Source organism: Streptomyces luteolifulvus (genome assembly GCF_008806595.1).
Lineage (GTDB): Bacteria > Actinomycetota > Actinomycetes > Streptomycetales > Streptomycetaceae > Streptomyces > Streptomyces luteolifulvus.
The window spans coordinates 73,028-93,850 of the sequence record NZ_VZRB01000029.1 but is presented as its reverse complement, the minus strand read 5'-3'; the positions used below and the strand labels follow the sequence as shown (position 1 = coordinate 93,850).

Annotated in this window: 15 protein-coding genes and 5 pseudogenes; 13 read left to right on the top strand and 7 right to left on the bottom strand. The window is 68.5% G+C overall.

Translation table 11 applies throughout. The features are described 5' to 3' along the window. Window positions 1–222: 222 nt before the first annotated feature. The 7 genes from F7R91_RS31740 (at window position 223) to F7R91_RS31710 (ending at window position 9,756) form a co-directional block, all read left to right on the top strand. A complete protein-coding gene (locus F7R91_RS31740) occupies window positions 223–711 on the top strand; it encodes a MaoC family dehydratase (RefSeq protein WP_150954753.1) in 489 nt (162 codons plus the stop codon). Further along, window positions 708–1,709, top strand: coding sequence for an NADP-dependent oxidoreductase (locus tag F7R91_RS31735; RefSeq protein WP_150954750.1), 1,002 nt, complete (start codon window positions 708–710; stop codon window positions 1,707–1,709). Before F7R91_RS31740 ends, F7R91_RS31735 begins: the two co-directional genes overlap by 4 nt. A 174-nt stretch (window positions 1,710–1,883) precedes the next feature. Then, window positions 1,884–2,654, top strand: coding sequence for an SDR family oxidoreductase (locus F7R91_RS31730; RefSeq protein WP_150954747.1), 771 nt, complete (start codon window positions 1,884–1,886; stop codon window positions 2,652–2,654). Window positions 2,655–3,021: 367 nt separating this feature from the next. After that, on the top strand, window positions 3,022–5,898 hold the full coding sequence (locus tag F7R91_RS31725; protein WP_150954744.1) for a SpoIIE family protein phosphatase: 2,877 nt from the start codon (window positions 3,022–3,024) through the stop codon (window positions 5,896–5,898). A gap of 275 nt (window positions 5,899–6,173) precedes the next feature. After that, window positions 6,174–7,148, top strand: coding sequence for a sugar ABC transporter substrate-binding protein (locus F7R91_RS31720; protein WP_150954740.1), 975 nt, complete (start codon window positions 6,174–6,176; stop codon window positions 7,146–7,148). A 32-nt stretch (window positions 7,149–7,180) separates the two neighbouring features. After that, window positions 7,181–8,191, top strand: coding sequence for an ABC transporter permease (locus F7R91_RS31715; RefSeq protein WP_150954737.1), 1,011 nt, complete (start codon window positions 7,181–7,183; stop codon window positions 8,189–8,191). A gap of 26 nt (window positions 8,192–8,217) precedes the next feature. Beyond that, window positions 8,218–9,756: a sugar ABC transporter ATP-binding protein gene (locus F7R91_RS31710; protein WP_191971708.1), complete on the top strand. Its 1,539-nt coding sequence runs from the start codon at window positions 8,218–8,220 to the stop codon at window positions 9,754–9,756. A 196-nt stretch (window positions 9,757–9,952) separates the two neighbouring features. On the opposite strand, the gene F7R91_RS31705 is transcribed toward F7R91_RS31710, so the two are convergent. Further along, the gene (locus tag F7R91_RS31705) at window positions 9,953–10,636 is read right to left on the bottom strand and encodes a TetR/AcrR family transcriptional regulator (protein ID WP_150954731.1); all 684 of its coding nucleotides are present in this window, start codon (window positions 10,634–10,636) and stop codon (window positions 9,953–9,955) included. 659 nt (window positions 10,637–11,295) lie between these two features. On the opposite strand from F7R91_RS31705, the pseudogene F7R91_RS43120 reads away from it, so the two are divergent. Further along, window positions 11,296–11,716 (top strand): annotated as a pseudogene (locus tag F7R91_RS43120) (O-antigen ligase family protein); the annotation flags it as partial. A gap of 19 nt (window positions 11,717–11,735) precedes the next feature. Here the strand turns inward: F7R91_RS43120 and F7R91_RS31690 are convergent. Beyond that, window positions 11,736–12,971, bottom strand: a complete 1,236-nt coding sequence (locus F7R91_RS31690; protein WP_150954726.1) for an NADH:flavin oxidoreductase/NADH oxidase family protein — start codon at window positions 12,969–12,971, stop codon at window positions 11,736–11,738. A 148-nt stretch (window positions 12,972–13,119) separates the two neighbouring features. Between F7R91_RS31690 and F7R91_RS31685 the strand changes: the two genes are divergently transcribed. Further along, window positions 13,120–13,551 (top strand): MarR family winged helix-turn-helix transcriptional regulator, encoded by a 432-nt coding sequence (locus F7R91_RS31685; protein WP_150954723.1) that lies wholly within the window; start codon window positions 13,120–13,122, stop codon window positions 13,549–13,551. Between the two features lies 1 nt (window position 13,552). On the opposite strand, the pseudogene F7R91_RS31680 reads toward F7R91_RS31685, so the two are convergent. Both F7R91_RS31680 and F7R91_RS31675 read right to left on the bottom strand, forming a co-directional pair. Beyond that, window positions 13,553–13,879 (bottom strand): annotated as a pseudogene (locus tag F7R91_RS31680) (ABC transporter ATP-binding protein); the annotation flags it as partial. Window positions 13,880–14,010: 131 nt separating this feature from the next. Continuing rightward, complete coding sequence (locus F7R91_RS31675) at window positions 14,011–14,565, bottom strand: TetR/AcrR family transcriptional regulator (protein WP_150954719.1); 555 nt, start codon at window positions 14,563–14,565, stop codon at window positions 14,011–14,013. A gap of 174 nt (window positions 14,566–14,739) precedes the next feature. Between F7R91_RS31675 and F7R91_RS31670 the strand changes: the two genes are divergently transcribed. Together F7R91_RS31670 and F7R91_RS31665 are read left to right on the top strand one after the other, a co-directional pair. After that, on the top strand, window positions 14,740–15,591 hold the full coding sequence (locus tag F7R91_RS31670) for an NmrA family NAD(P)-binding protein (RefSeq protein WP_230989820.1): 852 nt from the start codon (window positions 14,740–14,742) through the stop codon (window positions 15,589–15,591). A 192-nt stretch (window positions 15,592–15,783) separates the two neighbouring features. Continuing rightward, window positions 15,784–16,149 carry an aldo-keto reductase family protein gene (locus F7R91_RS31665; protein ID WP_331000659.1) on the top strand — a complete coding sequence of 122 codons (366 nt, stop codon included), beginning with the start codon at window positions 15,784–15,786 and terminating at the stop codon, window positions 16,147–16,149. Here the strand turns inward: F7R91_RS31665 and F7R91_RS43115 are convergent. After that, window positions 16,137–16,990, bottom strand: a pseudogene (locus F7R91_RS43115) (hypothetical protein). The gene F7R91_RS31665 and the pseudogene F7R91_RS43115 sit on opposite strands and share 13 nt — an antisense overlap. Before the next feature lie 22 nt (window positions 16,991–17,012). On the opposite strand from F7R91_RS43115, the pseudogene F7R91_RS31655 reads away from it, so the two are divergent. Next, window positions 17,013–17,258: pseudogene (locus tag F7R91_RS31655) on the top strand (heavy metal transporter CzcB); the annotation flags it as partial. Further along, window positions 17,255–17,880: pseudogene (locus tag F7R91_RS31650) on the top strand (flavoprotein). The pseudogenes F7R91_RS31655 and F7R91_RS31650, both read left to right, overlap by 4 nt. 461 nt (window positions 17,881–18,341) lie before the next feature. Here F7R91_RS31650 and F7R91_RS44390 read toward each other — a convergent pair. Both F7R91_RS44390 and F7R91_RS31640 read right to left on the bottom strand, forming a co-directional pair. After that, window positions 18,342–19,145 (bottom strand): hypothetical protein, encoded by an 804-nt coding sequence (locus F7R91_RS44390; RefSeq protein ID WP_408056077.1) that lies wholly within the window; start codon window positions 19,143–19,145, stop codon window positions 18,342–18,344. A 768-nt stretch (window positions 19,146–19,913) separates the two neighbouring features. After that, window positions 19,914–20,804 (bottom strand): hypothetical protein, encoded by an 891-nt coding sequence (locus F7R91_RS31640; protein ID WP_150954714.1) that lies wholly within the window; start codon window positions 20,802–20,804, stop codon window positions 19,914–19,916. Between the last annotated feature and the right edge of the window lie 19 nt (window positions 20,805–20,823).

The window sequence follows — 20,823 nt, the reverse complement described above, 5'->3', positions numbered from 1 at the left end:
AGCGCCGCCCCAACGACCCGGGCCCGGACCAGCGGACAGCGACCGGAAAGGTGCTGCCGACGCCACGAGTGCCCTTCCCAGCAACAGTCCCCAGCCACGTGCCGGACTCCCCGCGCCCTCGACGAGCCCGTCAACGCGGCCGAGTGCGGACCGCCCGCGGCGACCATCAAATGCGAACCCAGGTTCGCTGGCGTCGCGCACCCGACCCAGGAGAACACGTCCATGACTGACCACGAAGTCCTTCGTCCCACCACCGTCGACGAGCTCGTCGCCCTCGTCGGCCGCGAGCTCGGTCCCACGGCCTGGCACCCGCTCACCCAGCAGCAGATCGACACCTTCGCCGACGTCACGGGCGACCACCAGTGGATCCACGTCGACCTCGAGCGCGCCGCCGCAGGCCCCTTCGGCACGACCATCGGCCACGGACTGTTCACGCTCGCGCTCGGTCCCGCTTTCATGGAGGAGCTGATGGCGTTCGACGGCTTCGCGCACAGCCTGAACTACGGCTACAACAAGGTGCGCTTCCCCCACCCTCGCCCGGTGGGCAGCAAGGTCCGGATGCGGGCGACCATCACGGACGTGACCCCCATCGGAGACGGCTCCGCGCAGATCACGGCCGCCCAGTACTTCGAGGTGGAAGGCATCGAAAAGCCGGTCTGCGTCGCCGAGTCGATCGGACGGTTCACTGAGCACGAGGAGGACGCGGCATGAGCGTACACACGACGCAGGTTCGCCTGGCCCGACGGCCGCAGGGACTCCCCGACGAGCACACCTGGGAGGTCACCGAGACCGTGCTCCCTTCGCCGAAGCAGGGTCAGTTCGTCGTCGCGGTAGACCACATCTCGCTGGACCCCGCTATGCGCAGATGGCTCAACGACGTCCGCTCCTACGTGCCGCCGGTGGGCATCGGCGAGGTGATGCGCGCCCCCGCCACCGGGACGGTGACGGAGTCACGACACCCTGACTACGCGGTCGGTGACGCCGTCAGCGGCTGGTTCGGCGTCACGGAGCACGCCCTGAGCGACGGCGAGGGCGTCACCCACATCGACACCGGGCTGGCCGGGCCGCCGACGTGGCTCGGCGCGCTGGGACTGCCCGGGATGACCGCGTGGTTCGGCCTGTTCGACGTCGGCCGACTCCAGGACGGCGAGACCGTGGTGGTCTCCGGAGCCGCGGGAGCGGTCGGCAGCGTGCTGGGTCAGCTGGCCAAGGCCCACGGCTGCCGGGTAGTCGGCATCGCCGGCGGCCCGGAGAAGTGCGCATGGCTCAGGAAGATCGGCTTCGACGAGGCGATCGACTACAAGGCCGACAACCCGCTCGAGCGGCTGCGGGAGACGGTGCCCGAGGGCATCGACGTCTTCTTCGACAACATCGGCGGGGACATTCTCGACGCCGGCCTGGCCAACCTACGACGCGGCGCACGCGTCGTGATCTGCGGGGCTATCTCCGCCTACAACGCCGAGAAGCTGCCCGAAGGCCCGCGGCGCTACATGTCTCTGGTGGTGTCCCGCGCCTCAATGACGGGCTTCCTGGTCCTCGACTACGAGGACCGCTATCCGGAGGCGATCGAAGGGATCAACGAGATGATCCGCACCGGCCGGCTGTTCGCGCGCGAGACCATTGTCTCCGGCGGCGTGCGCGCCTTCCCCGAGGCGCTGCTCGGCCTCTTCCACGGGATCAACACCGGCAAGCTCGTGCTCGAGGTCTGACCGCGCTGGCGCCTCAGAAGAAGGCCGGCGCCACCGGCTTCCTAGCGGTTCCACCACGGTCACCACCGCGCCGCGACCACGTCGTGCAGGACGGCGCCGAGTCCGGCGAAGGACTCTGACGCGCCGTGCCGTTCGAGGGGAACTCGTCGTCTACCCGTACAGAAAGCGAGAATCATGAACACCTCCACCCTCTTCTCCCTCGATGGCCGCACGGCGTTGATCACCGGCGGCTCCCGCGGCATCGGCCGGATGATCGCCGAGGGCTACGTCCGTAGCGGCGTGCGGGTCTACATCTCCGCTCGCAAGGCCGATGCGTGCGATGCCACAGCCAAGGAGCTCTCTGAACTCGGTCACTGCGTCTCGCTGCCGGCGGACGTCTCGACCACCCTCGGCATCCAGGAGCTGGTGACTGCCTACCGCGAGCACGAGCCTGCGCTGGACATCCTCGTCAACAACGCCGGTGCGGCCTGGGGCGCGCGTTTCGACGAGTTCCCCGAGTCCGGCTGGGACAAGGCGATGGACCTCAACGTCAAGACGCCGTTCTTCCTCACGCAGGCGCTCCAGCCGGAGCTGGTGGCCGCCACCGGTGATCATCTGGCCAAGGTCATCAACATCGCCTCGATCGACGGGATCTCGATCGGTCCGATGGAGACCTACAGCTACCACGCCAGCAAGGCCGGACTGATCCAGCTGACCCGCAGGATGGCGCTGCGGCTGATCGAGTACGGGATCGTTGTCTCCGCGATTGCTCCGGGCGCCTTCGCCTCGAACATGAACAGGGACGCGCGCGACCACCCGGACGAGATCATGGACCAGATCCCGGCGGGGCGCATCGGCGCCGACGAGGACATGGCCGCAGCCGCGATCTACCTGGCGTCCCACGCGGGCGACTACGTGGTGGGCTCCACGCTGGTCGTGGACGGTGGTGCGACGCACGCCCGATGACCCCCGCACCGGGTCAGGGGTGTGTCAAATTAACGGCCATAGGCAGAGGAGATCGAAAGAGATCCAGTGGGGACCGCTACTGAGCGTAGCTGTTGTCGACGGGACAGCGGATGTGCTGATCCGCTGTCATTGAGTAATCCGATCTCCGGACGGCGATACCCCAAAGATCCTGCTGGCCAAATGTCGTGTCCTGGGGGGTCCCACGAGCCCATGAGCGCGGACCGCGAGCGCACCTATCCTGCGTGGATGCTCGACGTCCACCGGCTGATCCTGCTGCGCGAGCAACAGGAGACTCGATTCTCCACATGCCTCACGAGGGTCTGACAAGGAGATCGCGGCTGAGGCGCCGCGCGAGTAATCTCTGGACATGGGCGTGCACGAGTCCGCGAACGAGCGGCTCGCCCTCCTGACGACCACCGTGCCTGGGATCGCCGAGAGCGAGATATTCCGTCTGGGCCTGTACCACGCGGCGGCTGAGCTACAGACGGTGGCAGCCGCTGTCCACATGCGCGGCCCGACCCCCGCGTTGCGCCTTGTGTCGTCGCTCGGCCTGCCGTCGGCCCTGGCCGCCTCCTGGGAAATCGTCATGGAGAACGGGCCGACCGCTCCGGCAGAGGCCGTGCGCGAAGGCCACTGCGCCTGGGTGCCGGTGAAATCCGGCGACGCCGGGCCCCCGACAAGGCCCTGGCCCGGTACCGGCCTCGCCTCCGTGCCGTTCTTCAGCGGTGATCGCGCCGTCGGCGCGATCACGCTGCTCCGGGCCGCGACGCGGGGGGAGCCGAGCACGCAAGAGTGGGATTTCCTGCGAGCCGTGGCTGCCTGGATCGAGCAGCGGCTGCGGCAGGCACCGCCGCGCGCTCAGCCGACCCAGGAGGACCTGGCCGGCGGCCGGCTCCGGCAGGCGCTGAAAGGCGTCCCGATCGGCACCTGGACCTGGGACCTGCGCACCGGCCATCTGGATTGGGCCGACGCCGCGGTCGCACTCTTCGGCGCACTCCCGGCCGACTACGAGCCCCGCATGGAGAACTGGGTGAGGCTCGCCCACCCCGACGACATACCGTCCACGATGGCGGCTGCCGAAAGAGCGATCCGCGAGCGCACCGTGTACGAGGCTGAGTACCGGGTCCGGCGGCCGGATGGAAGCTACGGCTGGAATCAGGCCCGCGGCTCCGTGGCGTGCGACGAGAACGGCCAGCCCATCCGCATGGCGGGCGTGGTCTGGGACAGCAGCGAGTCCCGCAGCGCCCGGGACGCGCTCGCCCGCGCACTTCGCATGATGAGCGACGGCTTCATTCTGCTGGATGACGAAGGGCAGATCCTCTTCGCCAACCTGGAGGCCGAGCGCACGCTCGGTGCCACCGAGCAGGAACTCTTCGAGCGCGTTCTGTGGGAGCTTCCTGCCCTGCGCGGGGTTCCCGACCTGGAGAGCCGGTGCCGGGAGGCCTCCGCCAGGGCGGCGGCCGTGGGCTTCGACGTGTGGATGACGCCCGACCGCTGCCACCACTTGCGGCTCATCCCGGGGCCCTCCGGACTCACCGTCTACCTCACGGACGTCACCGACAGTCGGCGGCGAGAGGCAGAGCGCGACGCCGCCCGGCGCGCCGCCGCGCACCGCTCGACCCGGATCGCCGAGTTGACTGCGGCACTCGCGAAAGCGAGGACGTCGGGTGACGTCGTGGACGCGGTTGCCCGGCGGGTACTCCCGGCGCTCGGCGCAAGTGGGCTGGCCGTGGTCGCGGTGGAGGGCGATCGGGCGCACGTCGTCGGAGCCGTGGGCTACAAAAAGGCACTCCTCGACGCACTCGATGGCGTCCCGATCGCTTCGGACGACCCGATCGGGGAAGCGGTCCTCACCGGCGCGCCCCTGTTCATACCGTCAGCTCAGGAGTACGTCACGCGCTACCCGCGCAACGCCGACCGTCCACGCCTGGCCGGCAAACAGGCGTGGGCGTTCCTGCCGCTGACCGTCTCCGGGCGTACGTTCGCCGTCTGCACCGTCTCTTTCGATCAGCCGCGCCACCTCGCCGACGACGAGCGGAGCCTACTGACCGCGATCAGCGCCCTGGTTGCGCACGCCTTGGAGCGTGCCCGGCTCTACGACGCCGAGCACACCCGCGCCCAGGAACTGCAACGAGGCCTGCTCCCCAAGCGCCTGCCCGAGCTGTCGGAGTGCACAGCGGCCGCGCGTTTCCTGCCCGCCACGCAGGGCATGGACGTGGGCGGCGACTGGTACGACGTGATCCCGCTGTCCGCGGGCCGCGTGGCACTCGTGGTCGGGGACGTGATGGGACACGGCCTGCCCCAAGCGGCCACCATGGGCCGACTGCGTACCGCCGTCGACACCCTGGCTCACCTGGAGCTTCCGCCCGACGAGATCATGAGCCACCTCAACCAGGTCGTCGGCAGCCTCGGCGAGGACTCGTTCGCCACCTGCCTCTACGCGCTCCACGACCCCACCACCGGCATCTGCACCTTCACGCTGGCCGGCCACCCGCCGCCGGCCGTGGTCGAGCCCGACGGTCACGTGTACTTCCCCGACCTGTCTCCCGACCCACCGCTCGGCGCGGGGGAGCCGCCGTTCCAGACCAGCGAGTTGCAACTGCCCGGCGGCAGCCTGCTTGTTCTGTACACCGACGGCCTGCTGGAGTCCCGGGGGAGCGAGATCGACCAGGGCATGGCCGATCTCGCGGGCTTGCTCGGGACAGCCGATCGCAAGGACCTGGAACGGCTCTGCGACCTCGTCACCAGTACGGCACTTGAGTGCGGGCCTTCCAGAGCCATCGACGACGCGGCCCTCCTCATCGCCCGTCTCGACACGATGCCCGCCGACCGGATGGCCACCTGGCAGCTCCCCGGCCAGCCGCAGGCGGCGGGGGAAGCCCGGCAGCACGTCCGGGAGCAGCTGTCCCTGTGGGAGCTGGACGACCTGGTGCTCGCGACTGAACTCATCGTGAGTGAACTCGTCGGGAACGTGATCCGGCACGCGAGGGGGCCGGCGCAGCTGCGGCTGCTGCGCAGCGCCGACCTGATCTGCGAGGTCTCCGACGGAAGCCTGACGACACCCCGCATCCGCCGTGCCGCCGAGACGGACGAGGGCGGACGCGGCCTGCAGTTGGTCGCCGCGCTCTCCCAGCGGTGGGGCACGCGTTACACGACGATGGGGAAATGCATCTGGGCCGAGCTGACCCCGTCGAAAGGCGGCAACGACCCGCCGCGGGATCTGCTGGCCGATGCCGAACTCTGAGCTCCCCGCCGCCGGGGTTTGTTGAGACGAAGGCTGTGGTGGTGCTGCTTCCGGCCCAGTGGAGCTGGAGGCTCCTGGTTCTGGCCGCACACGGTCGGTGATCCATCCGAGGACCGTGCGAACGACTTCCTTGCGACGCCGGCCCCGCATGGGGTGATCCCGGGAAAAGCACACCCACAACAATTGAACTTGAGCTCAACTAGAACTAGCGTGCTCCTGACCTGACCGAGCGCAACCCCGAACGCCGGGTATTGCGAGGATCATCGGGAGATTCCATGAAGAGGAAGAGATCCGCGCTGGCCTTGACCGCAGCGCTGATGACGACGCTGGTCACGGCCTGTGGCGGTGGAGCGGAGACGGGCGCGAAGGCGTCCGCGGGCGACAGCTACTCCATCGGAGTGGTCCGGTTCGCCTCGAGCGACCCGGGTAGCGAGGGGATCGTCCAGAGCTACCTGGCCGCCGCCAAGGAACGGGGGTGGGAGACGAGCAGCGTGGATCCGCAGGGAGCCGCGGGCCAGGCGGTGGGTGCCATCAGCAACTTCGTGCAGAAGCAAGTGGATCTCATCGTCGTCGCGGTCTTCCCCAGCGACGCCCTGGCGGCCGGGATCAAGGCGGCCAAGTCGGCCGGCATCCCCGTGGTCTCCATCGGCGGCGGGACCACCGACGGAGTGCCGGTCAGCCTCGATTTCGGGAGGAGTAACGCCAAGCCGCTCACCGAGCAGATGGTGAAGGACACGGGCGGCAAGGGCGACCTGCTCGTCCTCGGATTCACCCCGGGCCTTCCGTGCGTGGGACGGGAGGAGGAACTCAAGGCCCAACTGAAAGAGACGGACATCAAGGTCACGCGCAAGGAGGTTCCGATCCCCGGCCAGGTGGAGGCCGGCACTGAGTTCGCGCAGGCCTGGCTCGCGTCGCATCCGAAGGGAAGCAGACCGCTGGCCATCTGGGGCTGCTTCGACGATCCGGCGATCGGTGCGGTCTCGGCTCTGCGGCAGACGGGACGCGACGACGTCCTCGTCTACGGGATCAACGGCACCCCGGCGGCCGTCAAGGCCGTGAAGGGGGGCGACATGCGAGCGACGGCATACGTCGACCCCGCCACCGAGGGAAAGCGGCTGGCCGACGTGACACCTGATGTCATTGCCGCCGGGACCGATGCCAAGGAGCGGACGCTGCTGCCCGATGTACACGCCGTCACCCCGGCCAACGTCGACGACTTCCTCAAGAAGTTCCCCGGCGTCCTGCGTTGACATCGACGTATCCGAGAGGAGGGACACCTCACATGACTGTCATAGTCGAAGACTCGATCAAGGAAGCTTCGGCATCCTCCAGCAGCACGGCCCGCGTCGTGTGGCGGCTGATCGGGCAGTACGGGACGATCGCGATGCTGGGGCTGCTGATCGTTACCATGACGGCACTCGAGCCGTCGGTGTTCGCGACGTCGGACAACCTCGTCAACGTCCTGAACCAGAGCGCGATCCCCGCCATGATCGCTCTTGGCTTGACCTTCCCACTCGTGACCGGGGATTTCGATCTCAGTATTGGCAACACGGCGAGCCTGAGCGGTGTGGTTGCGTGCACGCTCATGCGGGACGTCGACATGTCCATCTGGATGGCGATCTCCGCAGCCATCATGGTCGGCCTCGTGATCGGACTGGTCAACGGCGTCGTCGTCACGGTCCTCAACGTCAACTCTCTCGTGGCGACGCTGGGCGTGGGAACCATGGCCATCGGGGTGAACTACAAGATCGCGGGTGGCCAGCCCGTCGGACTGAGTGACTCCGAGTCGTTCCTGGAGATCAGCCTCGGAACGCTGCTCGGCATCCCGTACCCGGTCTACATCATGATCGGGTTCACCGCGGTCCTCTGGCTTCTGCTCAACCGGACCGTGCTGGGGCAGTCGATGCAAGCGGTCGGCGGCAACCCCGTCGCGGCCCGCCTGTCCGGCGTCCGGGTGGAGCGGGTCCGGCTCGTCAGCTTCGTCATCTGCGGTGCCTTCGCGGCCCTGACCGGTGTCCTCCTGGCGAGCAGGACGGGGAGCGCGGCCGTGTCCGGCGGCGACGGTTACCTCCTCAGCGCCTTCGCGGCGGCGTTCTTCGGGTCCGCGGTCCTGCGTGACGGCCAGTTCCACATCATCGGCACCCTTGTCGGTGTCATCACCGTGGCTATCGGCTTCAACGCGATCGCGCTCACCGGCATGGCCACCTACTGGCAGTACCTGTTCCAGGGGCTGTTGCTGGTACTCGGTGTCGGCGTCGGCTCCCTGGCACGACGGCGTACGGCAGCAACATGACGCCCGCAAGAGAAGGAAGTCCCCTCATGAGCGGCACGTGTTCGAGTGAGGGCGCTGTCACGGCGTCCCGGCTGGAAATGACCGACATCTCGAAGCGGTTCGGGGGCTTGCGGGCCGTCGACCGCGTCACCATCTCGTTGCGAGGCGGCGAGGTACTGGCGCTGTGCGGAGCCAACGGCGCCGGCAAGTCGACATTGGTGCGCATCCTCGCCGGTGTGGAGCACGCGGACAGCGGTCAGATCGCCCTCGACGGGGTGCCGGTCGTCATCGACAGACCCGAGACCGCCGCACACCACGGGCTCTCCTTCGTCCATCAGGAACTGAACCTCGTCCCGAAGTTCACCGGCCTGCAGAACATGGCGATGGGCGCGGACCGGCAGTCGCGCCTGGGCCTCGTCGCCACCAAGCGCCTGCGCCGCCTCGCCAGCGAGGTACAGGAACGATTGGGCTACCGCATCCCCCTCGATGTGCCCGTCGACCGTCTGTCGGTCTCCGACCGCTGGATGGTCTCACTGGGGCGATGCCTGATGCGATCGGCGAAGTTCGTCGTGCTGGACGAGCCGACGGCGTCGTTCACGGACGACGAGGCCGAGAAGCTCTACAAGGTGATCAAGGAGCTCACCGACTCCGGCGTGGGGGTGCTCTACATCTCGCACAGACTGGAGGAGGTGCTGGAGATCTCCGACCGTGTGACGGTCCTGCGCAACGGCTCGGTCGCGGGCTCGTACGAAACGGCGGAACTCACGGTCTCATCACTGACGAAGGCGATCGTCGGCCACGAGGTCGAGGCTCTCGCACACCGCCGGGGCGATGCCTCGACCGGCGCGCCGATCCGTCTGTCCGTACGCGACCTGCGCCGCCCGCCGAACGTCGTAGGTGCATCCTTCGATCTGCGGCGGGGGGAGATCGTCGGGGTCGCCGGGCTCGTCGGCTCGGGGCGAACGGAACTGGCTCGCCTGCTCATCGGGGCAGACCAGGCAGCGGGCGGAGAGATCATCCTGGACGGCAAGCCATACGCGCCTCGCGGACCCCACGACGCGATCCGCGCGGGGGTGGTCCTCGTTCCCGAAGAACGCCGCAGCCAGGCCCTGCTGCTGAGCGAGTCCATCGAGCGGAACCTTGCCGTCGCCTCCCATGGATCGGCCCGTCACCTCATGTGCCGTTTCCGTCCACGGCGCTCCCACCGGGCGGCCGTCGACATCGTCGACGAGCTCGGCATCAAGACGGACGGCGTCACCCGACCCGTCCTCAGTCTCAGCGGCGGCAACCAGCAGAAGGTCGTGGTGGGCAACTACCTGCGGACACGACCGTCGGTCCTCGTTCTCGACGAACCGACGGTCGGTGTCGATGTCGGATCACGAGAGGAGATCTACGGCATCATCACCGGTCTCGCCGGTGCGGGGGCCTCCATCCTGGTCATTTCGAGTGACTTCGACGAGCTTGCGGTGTGTGATCGCGTGCTCGTCATGCGCCACGGGGCGATCGTGGCCGAGGTGCCGTCGCACCGCGCCACCAAGGGGCACCTGACCAGGCTGTGCTTCGAGGCAGAGCAGCCGGCGGCCTGACCTGGCTGGTCACCGCCGCCGGGCGGGGTACGGAAGGCGTCCGAACGGACACCCACAGCTCGTCATGCCACCCACAAGGCCGAAGTCACCGCCTGTCGCCGAGTTGGCCGGCCATCGCGACGAGTACAGGACCGTCGGGCGGGCGGCCGCCGGCCTCGCCATGGTCTTCAGGCTCGTCAGTCGGACTCGCCGGAGTTCATGAGGTCGCAGCCGCAGGAATGCCCAGCGCGTTGGCCCAGAGACGAGTGAGCGTGAAGACCAGGTTCTCGAAGTCGTAGTCCTCTCCGAGGACATAGGCGGCGTACGCGGTACGGGAGACCATGTGCGAGAGGGCGGCCGTGGCGAGAACGGGGTCGAGGTCGGCATCGACCAGGCCCCGTTCTTGCAGGTCCCGGACGCTCTGGAAATTGCGCCGAGCGAACGCCCGTGTGCGTTGCTGCCTCACTTCACGGAAGTTCTCGTCGATGGCCGCGACCTGCTCCAGCAGACCCATCAGAGCAGCGTTTTGCTGGTAGGCACGCAGATAGGCCCGATTGCTCGCCTCGATGACGGCGATCGGATCGTCCTCGTCGATCATCTCCCGCACGTGAGGGTGCAGCATTTCCTCCTGCACCTCTTCGAGTACCGCGGCGAAGATCTCCTCCTTGCTGGAGAAGTACGTGTAGAAGGAGCCCTCGGACATGCCCGCCTCCTCGGTGATGTCACGCAGGCGCGCATCGAGGTAGCCGTCGCGTTCGAACACCGTACGCGCCGCTTTGACGAGCAGTGCCCGACTCCGCGCGCCGCGCGCGGTACGCGGCGGCTCGCGGCCCTCCCTGTCGGCGGGTTGCGCAGGGGAGGGGGCGCTTCGCGCGGATGAACGGGAAGGTGTGCGAGCCATGACGCACAGTCTAACTTGAACTTGAGGCCATAGTTATCAATGTGGAATTCCGCGGGGTTGTGGCCCGACCCTGCCCTGCGGCGACAGGGCCTCCGGGTACACCTGCCGGAGCAGACCGACAGCCAGCGCTCGCCAGCATGTCGGCGGTCTCTGAACCACGGTTCACGGAACGGCGACACAGCACAAGGGCTCGCATGGCGGGCGGACGTTGCCCTCCGCGACCAGCGCACCAACGTCTCACGCTCGTCATCCGTCAGAACCACTTCGACCGTCGGCCGGCCCATGCGCGCCATGAGCCCAGCATCGGCTTTTCTAAGACTCAGGACACGGGCCATCCGATCTGCCGGACAGGGGTGGCTCAATGGGTTCGCAGAAGAAGAGGCCGGTGGTGTTGACCGCGGCTGATCGTGAAGAGTTGGTTCGGGTGACCACGACAGGGGTTCATCCAGCCTCGGTGATCAGGCGCGCCCGGGTGCTGCTGGCGCTGGATACCTCTGCGGTGAGATCGGCTCGCAGGACGTCGTCGCTGCCCGGCTCGGGGTCTCGGGTGAGACGTTGCGGCTGGTCGCCAAGCGTTTCGCCGAGACCGGTGGCGATGTGCAGGCAACGATTGCGCGCAAGAGGCGCGATCTGCCGCCGGTGCCCTCGCCGGTGACCGGTTGCGCACCGCTCTCACCGAGCACCGGATCCGGCTGTGGCAGGACGCCGCCCGTATCGAGGAGACGGACCCGCTGCGCGGCGCGGGCCCGGACCGCTTCGGCGAGCTGAGCCCCGCCGTGGCCCAGCGGCAGGGCCCCGAGGCCACGCCGCATTCGGCGCCGCTGCAGCAGGCGGCCGGTCAGGGGCTGCCGGGGGTGGCCCTGCTGGGCGCGGCCTTCTGCTGGATGCTCCACGCTCTGTGGCGCTCCCCGCGCCCGACTCCCGTGGTCCTTCACGGCGGCCGCGACCCTCACCGCCCTGGCCGTCAAGTCCTGTCTGGGCAACGCCCTCAGCTTCTCCCAGGTCACCGCGGGGGCGGGCCTCCTCGCCGGGTTGGCGACCGCCCGCCGCCTGGACGCCGGCCCGGGAGGGCCGCCATGAGATCCGGACCGGTCCGGCTTCAGGCGGCCGTACGCCATTTCCGATAGTCGCGTCGGCGCCGGGCGCGGACGAGCATTTCAACGAGTAGGGCGACAGCAGGAGAGTAGGGGGTCTTCGACGACTTGCCTGCGGCGAGGCGGGCAAGTCGCCGTGTCGTGACGGCTTGGACAGCTCCGGCTGCCAGCGTCTTGCTGCGCAGACGGCTGCGACCCGGGTGGGTCTGCGCATCACTCCCGGCAAGCCACTGCTCCGGCAGGGTGGGATCGATGGCCAGCGCAGTGGCTACACCGGCCATGGCGAATCCGGAGTCGATCACATGTTGGGCGACGGCACGTCGGCGGATTCCTCCGGTCAGCATCAGTGGCAGCGGCGAGGTGGCGACAAGCTCCTTGGCGAGTTCGAGGAAGTACGCCTCGCGTGCAAGGGTGCGACCGTCCGCCGTGAAGCCCGGGCCTGCGGTGGCCACGCTTTCGATACTGCCACCGGACAGCTCCACCAGGTCAGCTCCCTCGTCGGCGAGCATCTTGATCACATCTCGCGCGTCACCACTGTCGAATCCACCGCGCTGGAAGTCCGCCGAGTTCAGTTTCACGCCCACGGCGAAGTCCGTGCCGACCCGTTCCCGTACCGCCCTCACGACGTCGAGCAGCAGGCGGGCACGGTTGCGCAGGCTGCCGCCCCAGCGGTCATCGCGCTGGTTCACCAGGGGGGAGAGGAACTGGGAGAGAAGGTAGCCGTGAGCGGCGTGGATCTCGACTCCGTCGAAGCCGGCCTCCTGGGCTCGCCGCGCGGTCACGGCGAAGCGTTCCACCGTCTCGGCGATCTCCTGAGCGCTCATCGGCTGGGGCCTCGGATACAAGCTGGAGACGCGACCGACGTCGATGGACACCGCGGACGGAGCCCAGGTGGTGTCGGCCAAGTCTTTGGGGACGACGCGCCCGGGGTGGTTGATCTGCATCCAGATCCGTCCACCCGCCGACTTGCCGGCCGCCGCCCAGCGCTGGAAGGGCTCCAGTGGAGTGTCCTGTTCCAGGACTACGTCAGCGGGCTGGGCGACCGCTCTGCCGTCGATCATCACATGCCCGGTGATCAGGAGCCCCGCCCCTCCGGCGGCCCAACGCCGATAGAGTGTGTGGAGTTTGTCACCGGGCAGCTGCCCCGGCGCGGCGAGCAACTCTTCCATCGCGGCCTTCGTGATCCTGTTATGCAATGGAGCGCCATGGCTCAGGTGCAGCGGCTCATCCAGCGCGGTCATTCTTCTCCCTTTTCGTCGGCCTTGGCAGGTGCAGGCCACCTCGACCTCGCCGCGCTGTCGCATACCCCAGTGCATCGAGTCGATAGTTCGAGCCTCGAATGAAAGTAACAACTTCAAGTCTCGAAGTAAAAACGGTTAGGATGACGTCATGACGGAGAGCATCCTTGAGGCGGCAGTGGTGGCGAACCACGAGCTCTTCCTGCGGACGAACGACCGGCTCACAGCCACCCTGGCCGAACAGGGCCTGACGCAAGCCACCGCTCATGCACTCTGGGTGATCGATCCGGCCGAGGCGCCGCCCACCATGAAGGAGCTGGCCGACCGACTGCACTGCAACGCGCCCAACCTCAGCTTCGTCATGAACCAGCTCACCAGCCGCGGTCTCGTCGAACGCTCCGCCGACCCCGCCGACCGCCGTTCCCGCCTCGTGGCGCTTACGGATGACGGCCGACGAGTGCGGTCTGTGGTGATCGAGGCGGCCCTGGCCCTGAGCCCCTTCGCCCGACTGGATACGGACGACCTGCTTCACCTGGTGAGTCTTTTGGGGAAGGCCCTTGAACTGGCGGCTGCCCCAGCGTGAGTCAGGTGGCTCGAAGAACGCCGCGGCCCTCGTCGGCGACTTCGGCCGGCCCCCGTGGTGCGCCCCCGTCGGGGAAGTAGCCGAGCTCGGGTGACATGCGGGGGGTGGGAGTGAAGGCGCGGCCGGGAAGGACCCGGAGGACAATCCGGCCCGCTTACATCACGGCGGCCCGGTCGGCGATGCGTTCGGCCGCGGCGAGGTCGTGGGCGATCGTCAGCAGGCCCTGCCCGGTTCCGCCGTCGCGATCGCGGCTGTCGACGTGACGGCGCGGTTCGTCGGCCGTGCGGTCCGCGAGGCCGCGGTCGAGTCCGGTGGTCGGTTCGTCGGCGGGCCGACGGAGCCGGTCAGGTCCTGTCCGGCGGATCATGGCCGACGGACGCTGCAAGCGCGTCGTTTCAGGGGTGAGGGCGCCGTGAAGGGTGCAGGCCCGTTCTCGGTTCTGCCGGTTGTGTGCCTGGTTCAGCTCTGCGGACTCAGTCCCGCCACGGCCAGCCGGAACAGCCGGTCCGCCTGGGCGGCGGGGTCGGGGTAGTGCTCCGTGGCCAGGACGATGCCGACGATCAGCGTGATCAGGTCGGCGACAGTGACGCCTGTCGCCAGCGCGCCGTCCTGCACGGCGCGGCGCAGCAGAGGACCTGCCGCCTCTTCCAGTGCCGCCGAGCAGCCGTTCTCGTGCACCGGGCCGTCGTAGGCGAGTGCGGCCGCCAGTCCCCGGGCGGAGACGGAGTACGCGACGACGTCATCAAGCCACTCCAGGAGCGCGTTCCGGCTGTCGCCCTTGCCGGTCAGGCCATGGGCGCGGACACACAGGGCCTCGATCCGTTCCCGGGAGACTGCCTCCAACAGTGCACGGCGCGTGGGGAAGTGTCGGCGCACGGTTGCTGAGCCGACCCCCGCGGTGCGGGCGATCTGTTCCAGGGAGGCGTCGGCACCATGGGCAGCGACCTCCTTCTCGGCCACGGCGAGGATGCGCGTGTAGTTGCGTCGGGCGTCCGCACGCTGGCGCTCGGGCATGGCGTCACCTCCAGGATTGATAAGTGGCGGGCCCCGCCGTATCGTACCGGAGTATAAACGGCGGGCCTCGCCGTTTAATCGGCGAGTAACCCGAGGAAGCGTCATGTCCACGAATTCCGCACCCGCCTGGTCACCGGCGCGACCGGCAGGCAGGGTGGGGCCACCGCCCGCGCATTGCTTGCGGCGGGCGTTCCCGTCCGCACCCTGGTGCGCGATCCGGCCACCGACCGGGCCAAGGCCATCGAGGCATTCGGCGCCGAACTGGTCACCGGCGACCTACATGACCGCGAGTCCTTGATCCGGGCCGCCGAGGGCGCCCGTGCCGTCTTCTCCGTGCAGATGCCCGGCATCACTGCAGAAGGCTTCGATTTCGAAGGGGAGGTGGCCCAGGGCGTCAACCTCATCGAGGGCGCGAAAGCCGCCGGAGTGCCGCAGTTCGTGCACACATCCGTCACCGGCGCCGGCCAGCACACCGAAACTCCCGGCTGGGCCGAAGGCCGCTGGGCTTCGATGGAACCCACACTGGGCGCCAAGAGCGCGATCCAGGACCGGGTCCGCGCGGCCGGCTTCCCCCACTGGACGCTCCTCAAGCCGGGCTTCTTCATGGAGAACTTCCTCCCGTCCATGGCGTTCCTGTTCCCGCGCGGCATCGAGGGCGGCCTGGTGAGCGTTCTCAACCCCGAGACCCGGCTGTCCCTGGTCGCGGTGGACGACATCGGCAGGGCGGCCGCCGCAGCCATCACCGCACCGGAGCGATTCGACGGGGTCGAACTGGAGCTGGCGAGCGACTACCTGTCGATGACGGAGATCGCCGAGGTCCTTTCTCGTGCTCTGGGCACGCGACTGTCCGCGCCGGACATGACCGAGGAGGAGGCCCTCTCGGCCGGAATGCCGGCGATGGGCGCTGGCCAGGAGTGGCTGAACGTGGTTGGCCAGCCGGGCCGCCCGCAATACGCGAGGGACCTCGGCATCCCACTCACCAGCTTCGAGGAATGGACGCAGGAGCACATGCGACCCACCGCCTGACGCGGCCCCGGGGTCTCGCCAGGAGGGCCAGGTCCTCTCCGGCCACGACGCCACCCACTCACTACGAATACAGCCCTGATTCCCACGCAAGCCGTCCACAGAGGTGACAATTCCTCGGCGTCCCTCGCGTCCTGGGACCCGTCACCGCTGCTGAGCCTGATCGACACGACCGTACCGAGGCCGGCGGCCCTCATGGTCCGCGCCGGCTTGCTGGTCGGAGCCAGACTGCTGGATGCCGCGGATGCCCTCACCAAGGCGTGGGGCCTGGACGGCGCCGAGGTGTGGGGGATGAGCCCTTTCGGGGGCAGTACCAGCACTCCGGTGTGGGACAGGATCGACCCACGCGTCTTCCTCCGGGATGGCAGCCAACTCTCCCGCGTACAGGCAGCGTTCAGAGCCGTCTATCACCTCCCGCGGGTCAGCTCCGTCGCCGTGGGCACCGATGAGCCCGCCCATCTCGGCGAACTCGTCGGAGCCCTGGTCGGCAAAGTTGAAGAGCGGATCGTCCAGGAGTACCGGAGTCTCCTTCGAGACCGCTCGCGCGATCAGCCCGCCTGAAGCTCCTTGATGATCTGCTCGGCCATGCGCCGGGCGGGCTCCAGCCGAGGGTCCTCCGGGTGCGCGTACGGCCCGAGGATCTTTCGAGCAGGCGAACAACGTCATCAATTTGCCGTCCCGGCTCTCGAAGTCGGATTGGCGCTCGAGCCGTACGCGATCGGCCAGGGCCAGGACAGCAAGCGAACTTGCCCAAAGGGAGGACGAATTCCAGCCCCAGCGGTGCGCTACCCCAGTCCTCCCAGTCGAAAAGGCTGAATGTCGGCGCGGTCATGTTCGCCCAGTTCAGGTCCGCGTGGGCCGACACCCACCGCTCCACAGTCGTACCGAAGTCGCCGCTGAAGACAACGCGGATGGACTCGGTGACGAGGGTCAGGGTGACGGTGTCCGGTGTGGCGACCCGCCCAGTGTCCTGTGCCGCCAGACTGTCCAACGAGGCGTTCAACGCCTCCCACCAGTCATCCGGCAGCTCCGGGGACTCATTCAAGATGGCGCTTCCGACGGGAGCCCCCGGCAGGAGCTCGGTTTCGTCGGCCCGCCACATCGTCGGCTCGTAGGTATCCCGCCAGACCACACATCCGTGCCATTCGGGCTGGGCAATGCCTTCCAGACGCGCGGCACTTTCAGTGCCGTCCCATCCCTGATCGGGGATCTTGTCGAGCAGGCGCCGTTCGATCCGCACCCAGGTGTCGCGGACTGTTCTGGCCCCAACGGATCGGCGTTTGCGCATCACCGTGTCCGGGAGCAAGCGCACTTGCAGAGACCGTTCGACGCGATCCAGAACCTCGTCAACCGGCTGTACCCGTAGATCAACAGCCTGATCCGTGGAGACCGAGAGCGTCATGGACGCGACCGCAGCAGTGGCGCGGCGGGAGGTGCCCGTCGCCGAGGCACGGGTGGCAGCCGTAGTGGTGGAGACGGCCCGCGCCTACAGTCAGCAGGGCCGCCTCGCCGACGGCTGCAAGGCCCTCCATATCGCCGAGACCTGCGCCGCCCAGGATGTCCGCCGGCCTGCCCTCCGCGACCTGGTCGCCGACATGGCTGCCCGCGACCGCCGTCGTACGCTGCCGGAACTGCACCACTTCAGCCGCCAACTGGGAGTCCCTGCGTGACCGAGCCGAATGCCCTGGAGAAGAAGCCCTTCCTGTACGTCGTCGTCTGCGCGTGCGGCATCGCCGGTGACGTCGGCAAGTTGATCACCGCCGCGCAGGAACGGAACTGGGACGTTGGCGTGATCGCCACTCCGCAGGGCTTGGGCTTCCTCAACACCGAGGAGATCGAAGCGCAGACCGGCTATCCGATCCGCTCCGCCTGGCGCACGCCGGGGGAGGCCCGCCCGCTGCCACCCGCGGACGCCATCGCCGTCGCGCCGGCCACCTTCAGCACGGTCAACAGTGGGCCGCCGGTACCTCCGACACCCTCGCCCTCGGCATCCTCTGCGAGGCCTACGGGATGGGGATCCCTACCGCCGTCCTGCCGTACCGCAACGCTGCCCAGGCCGCTCACCCCGCTTACCGGCAAAGCCTCGAGCGGCTGCGGGAAGTGGATGTCCTGATCGGCTCGTATGAGCCCCACCGCCCGAAGGCTGGCGGTGGCGCGGACCGCTTCCTGTGGGACGGGGCGCTGGATCTGTTGGAGCCCAGCCTGAAGCACCGCCGACGTCCTAGACCCGCCGGTCACAACGTGCCTATGGAGAGTCCTCATCCGCCGCCTGCTGCAGGGCGCTGGTGGTGATCTCGTGGGTCGGACGCGCTGCGCCGGGTGCTCAGTTTCCACGTCGTCCACCATCGCGACGCCGGGGACCACCAGGCCCGTATGCAGATGGTGTTCCGCGTTCTGGACTACGACGGGACGCCCACGATCTGCGAACCCGACCGGTGCGCGGATTTGCGGTGGTGGCCCTACGGTGCGCTGCCTGCCGCTGGTGGACTAGACGGCCGTCGCGCTGACCGGGATCGCGGCCGGGCAAACCTACACGGAGATGGGGTGGCCGGCATGACGCGCAGCAAACCGCTGCCGGAGCCGCTCCGGTGCCTGAACCTGCCACGAGTCAGGGGGCCACAAGGTAGCAGGTGGAGCGTGTCCTGAGACTGCCACGCAAGAGCGGCCAGGGCGCGCTGCAGACTGGCTTCGCATACGGGAACAGGTGTGCCGTCGACCACGTCCGATCCGTGGACCTGGGCCGACGCGGATCGTCACGAATGAGGAGCTGACCGTTGTGCGTGCCGCGGTCGCGCCGGACTAGTCGCGGGGACATCGGCAGCCTTCGCCGCCTTCGCGATGAACTGCGGGTCGGTGGAGAGCTTGAAGGCGTCCTGCAGATGGGGCTTGATGCCGAACCTCTTCCAGATCCGCCCGATGGTGGATTTCGACAGCCCGGTGCGGTTCGCAAAGGGGCCGGTTGCCGTGCTTCGTGGTGATGCCGGGCACTCGCCCAGGTCGGCCCACCCGTCCTTCTGCTCGGCGAATGCCTGTCCCCATCGGTTCAACGGCTCGTCCGGCACCACCAGATCATGACCGAGCTTCTGTCCCTGGTATGTCTCGAATGCGCCGTCGCCGGTCGTCTGGTGAATCAGCAGCCGTGCGGGGGCTGGGTTGGCGCTGGCGCTGTGCTGGTTGCCCGCCACCGCGCGCAGACCGTCGATGTAGTAACCCTGGCTCATCCGGATCGAACCCCGGCTCTTGCCCTTGAGGTCACGGCCCAGCGGCCCCCAACGCACTTCGTGCTGGCTCATCGAGTCGACTGGGTCGTCGCCCTCGTCGCGTGCGGTATACGTGACGGCCATGTCCACGCGGCCGTCGTTGTCGAAATCTCCGAACGCCGCCCGGAATCCCTCCTCGGGGGACGCACGGGCCTTCGTGCGCCCTGCCGCCGTGGTGACGATCGACGACACCGAGTGCCGGACCTGCTTGTTGCCGGGTCCCTCGAACGTGACGACCGTGCGCCCGTCACGGTCCTTGCTGTCGTGCACCTCGTCCACCACGCCGTCGCCGTCCACGTCCGCATACAGCGTCCGCCCGTCCGACGAGGCACAGATCGGCTGCTTCTTGCCCGGGTTACGCACGTGGGAGTCGGCGCTCGACTCAGGGCCCGTCGGCCACGCGTACCAGCCCACCCCCACGGCCCCGATCACGGCGATTGAACAGCCCACCAGCCGTCTGCGACGCCGGGCTGCCTCGGCGCCGGGCGCGTCTGCGATGGCGCTCCTGCGCTCGGTTGTGTCGTCACCACGCATTCGAGAACCCCAGGTGTCAGCCGAGTGCTCGCAACGCCTTGGCGTCGCGGTAGTACCCGGGTACGTGTGGGACGGATGAAGTCCCCTGAGACTGCTACTCCGACAGGTGAAGCACCACGTGGCCGTGTCGGTATTCCACGGTCAGCCGGGCTCACCAGCACCCCGTCGGCGCCCGAGACGGAGGACGGTTGCAGGCCAGGCGCCCGGCCGGTCGCGCGGCGGGCTGACCGCCTCGGATGCCCTCGACGACCTTCACTCCCAGGACGGAGGGAGGCGAGGGCCGGCGTGCAGCGTAGGCCTGCACGAAGGTGTGTGCTCCGTCGATCATGATGTGACAGATCCGGCCTGGGTCAGCGTCGGCGCTGACCGGTTCTCGACGTACGCCCTGTCGTTCCTGCCTCCCGACCCGGACCCGGAACCGGACCCGCACGGAACCCGACTCGGAACCGGATTCGGACCTCGCCGTGGTGCGGGACCAGCCCCCGAGGCGACCACTGCGCGTCCGCCGCCGGTCCGGCAGGGCAAACGGCATCAGAAGTGCCCCGCGGCACCGTTGCCGGCAAGCCGCAACAGCAGCACTTCGAACTCCACGTTGTGCGTGAACTCCGGCTCCCCGCCGTCCTGCCGGACGAGCCGGGTGAGCGTACCCCCGTGCCACCAGTAGACGTCCGGGCTGACCTGGCCGACCGCGTCCTCGAAGTGGTCGGCGGTGAAGGCGGTCATGCAGCGGAGTGTCGGAAGCAGGTCGGTGCCGTGGACGGTGTCGACGGGACAGAGGGCCAGTTGGTGGCGGTTCGGCATAGCCACCAGGGCGCCGTCCGGACCGAGGCCCCGCCCGGTGAGGTCGTGGGCGAGTTCGTCCGCCGTCAGGACACGGCTGGAGGTGAAGAAGGAGTCGCCCGTCATCACGTGGAAGCGCAGGCCCTCCGGGCCGTGCAGGGCTGTGTGGCTGTCCACCGGAAGCGCGCGGAGGTTGTCCAGCGCATGCGTCCGAAGATCGACGACGCCGCCCAGGGGTGCCAGCGCGTCATCGGTCAGCGTCAGCACACTGTCGTCCAGATCCAGGGCGAGGACCTCGCACAGGCCGGGTGCGACGACACGGGCGTGGGTGTACCAGCGGGTGTCGGGCTCAATGCTGTCCCTTGTGACCACCCAGGGACGCAGCCGGGCGAGGAGCTGCTCGGCGGAGAGGAACTCCGCTGGGGGCGGTCCGTCCACCGCCTGCGGCACATTACCGACGTGGTCGTGGATCGCACGGGACCACGTTCTGCGTCCGCGCGCCTCGCTGTTGCGGATCCCCGCCGCACGGTCCAGGCCGGTGTGGTGTTCCGTGCGGACGCTCACCCCGCCCGCGTGGATCGTGCCGGTGTCGAGGGGGGTGTCGTGCCGGGCATGCCCCGGCGGACGGTGGAAGATCCACATACGGCAGCCTTTCCGGTCG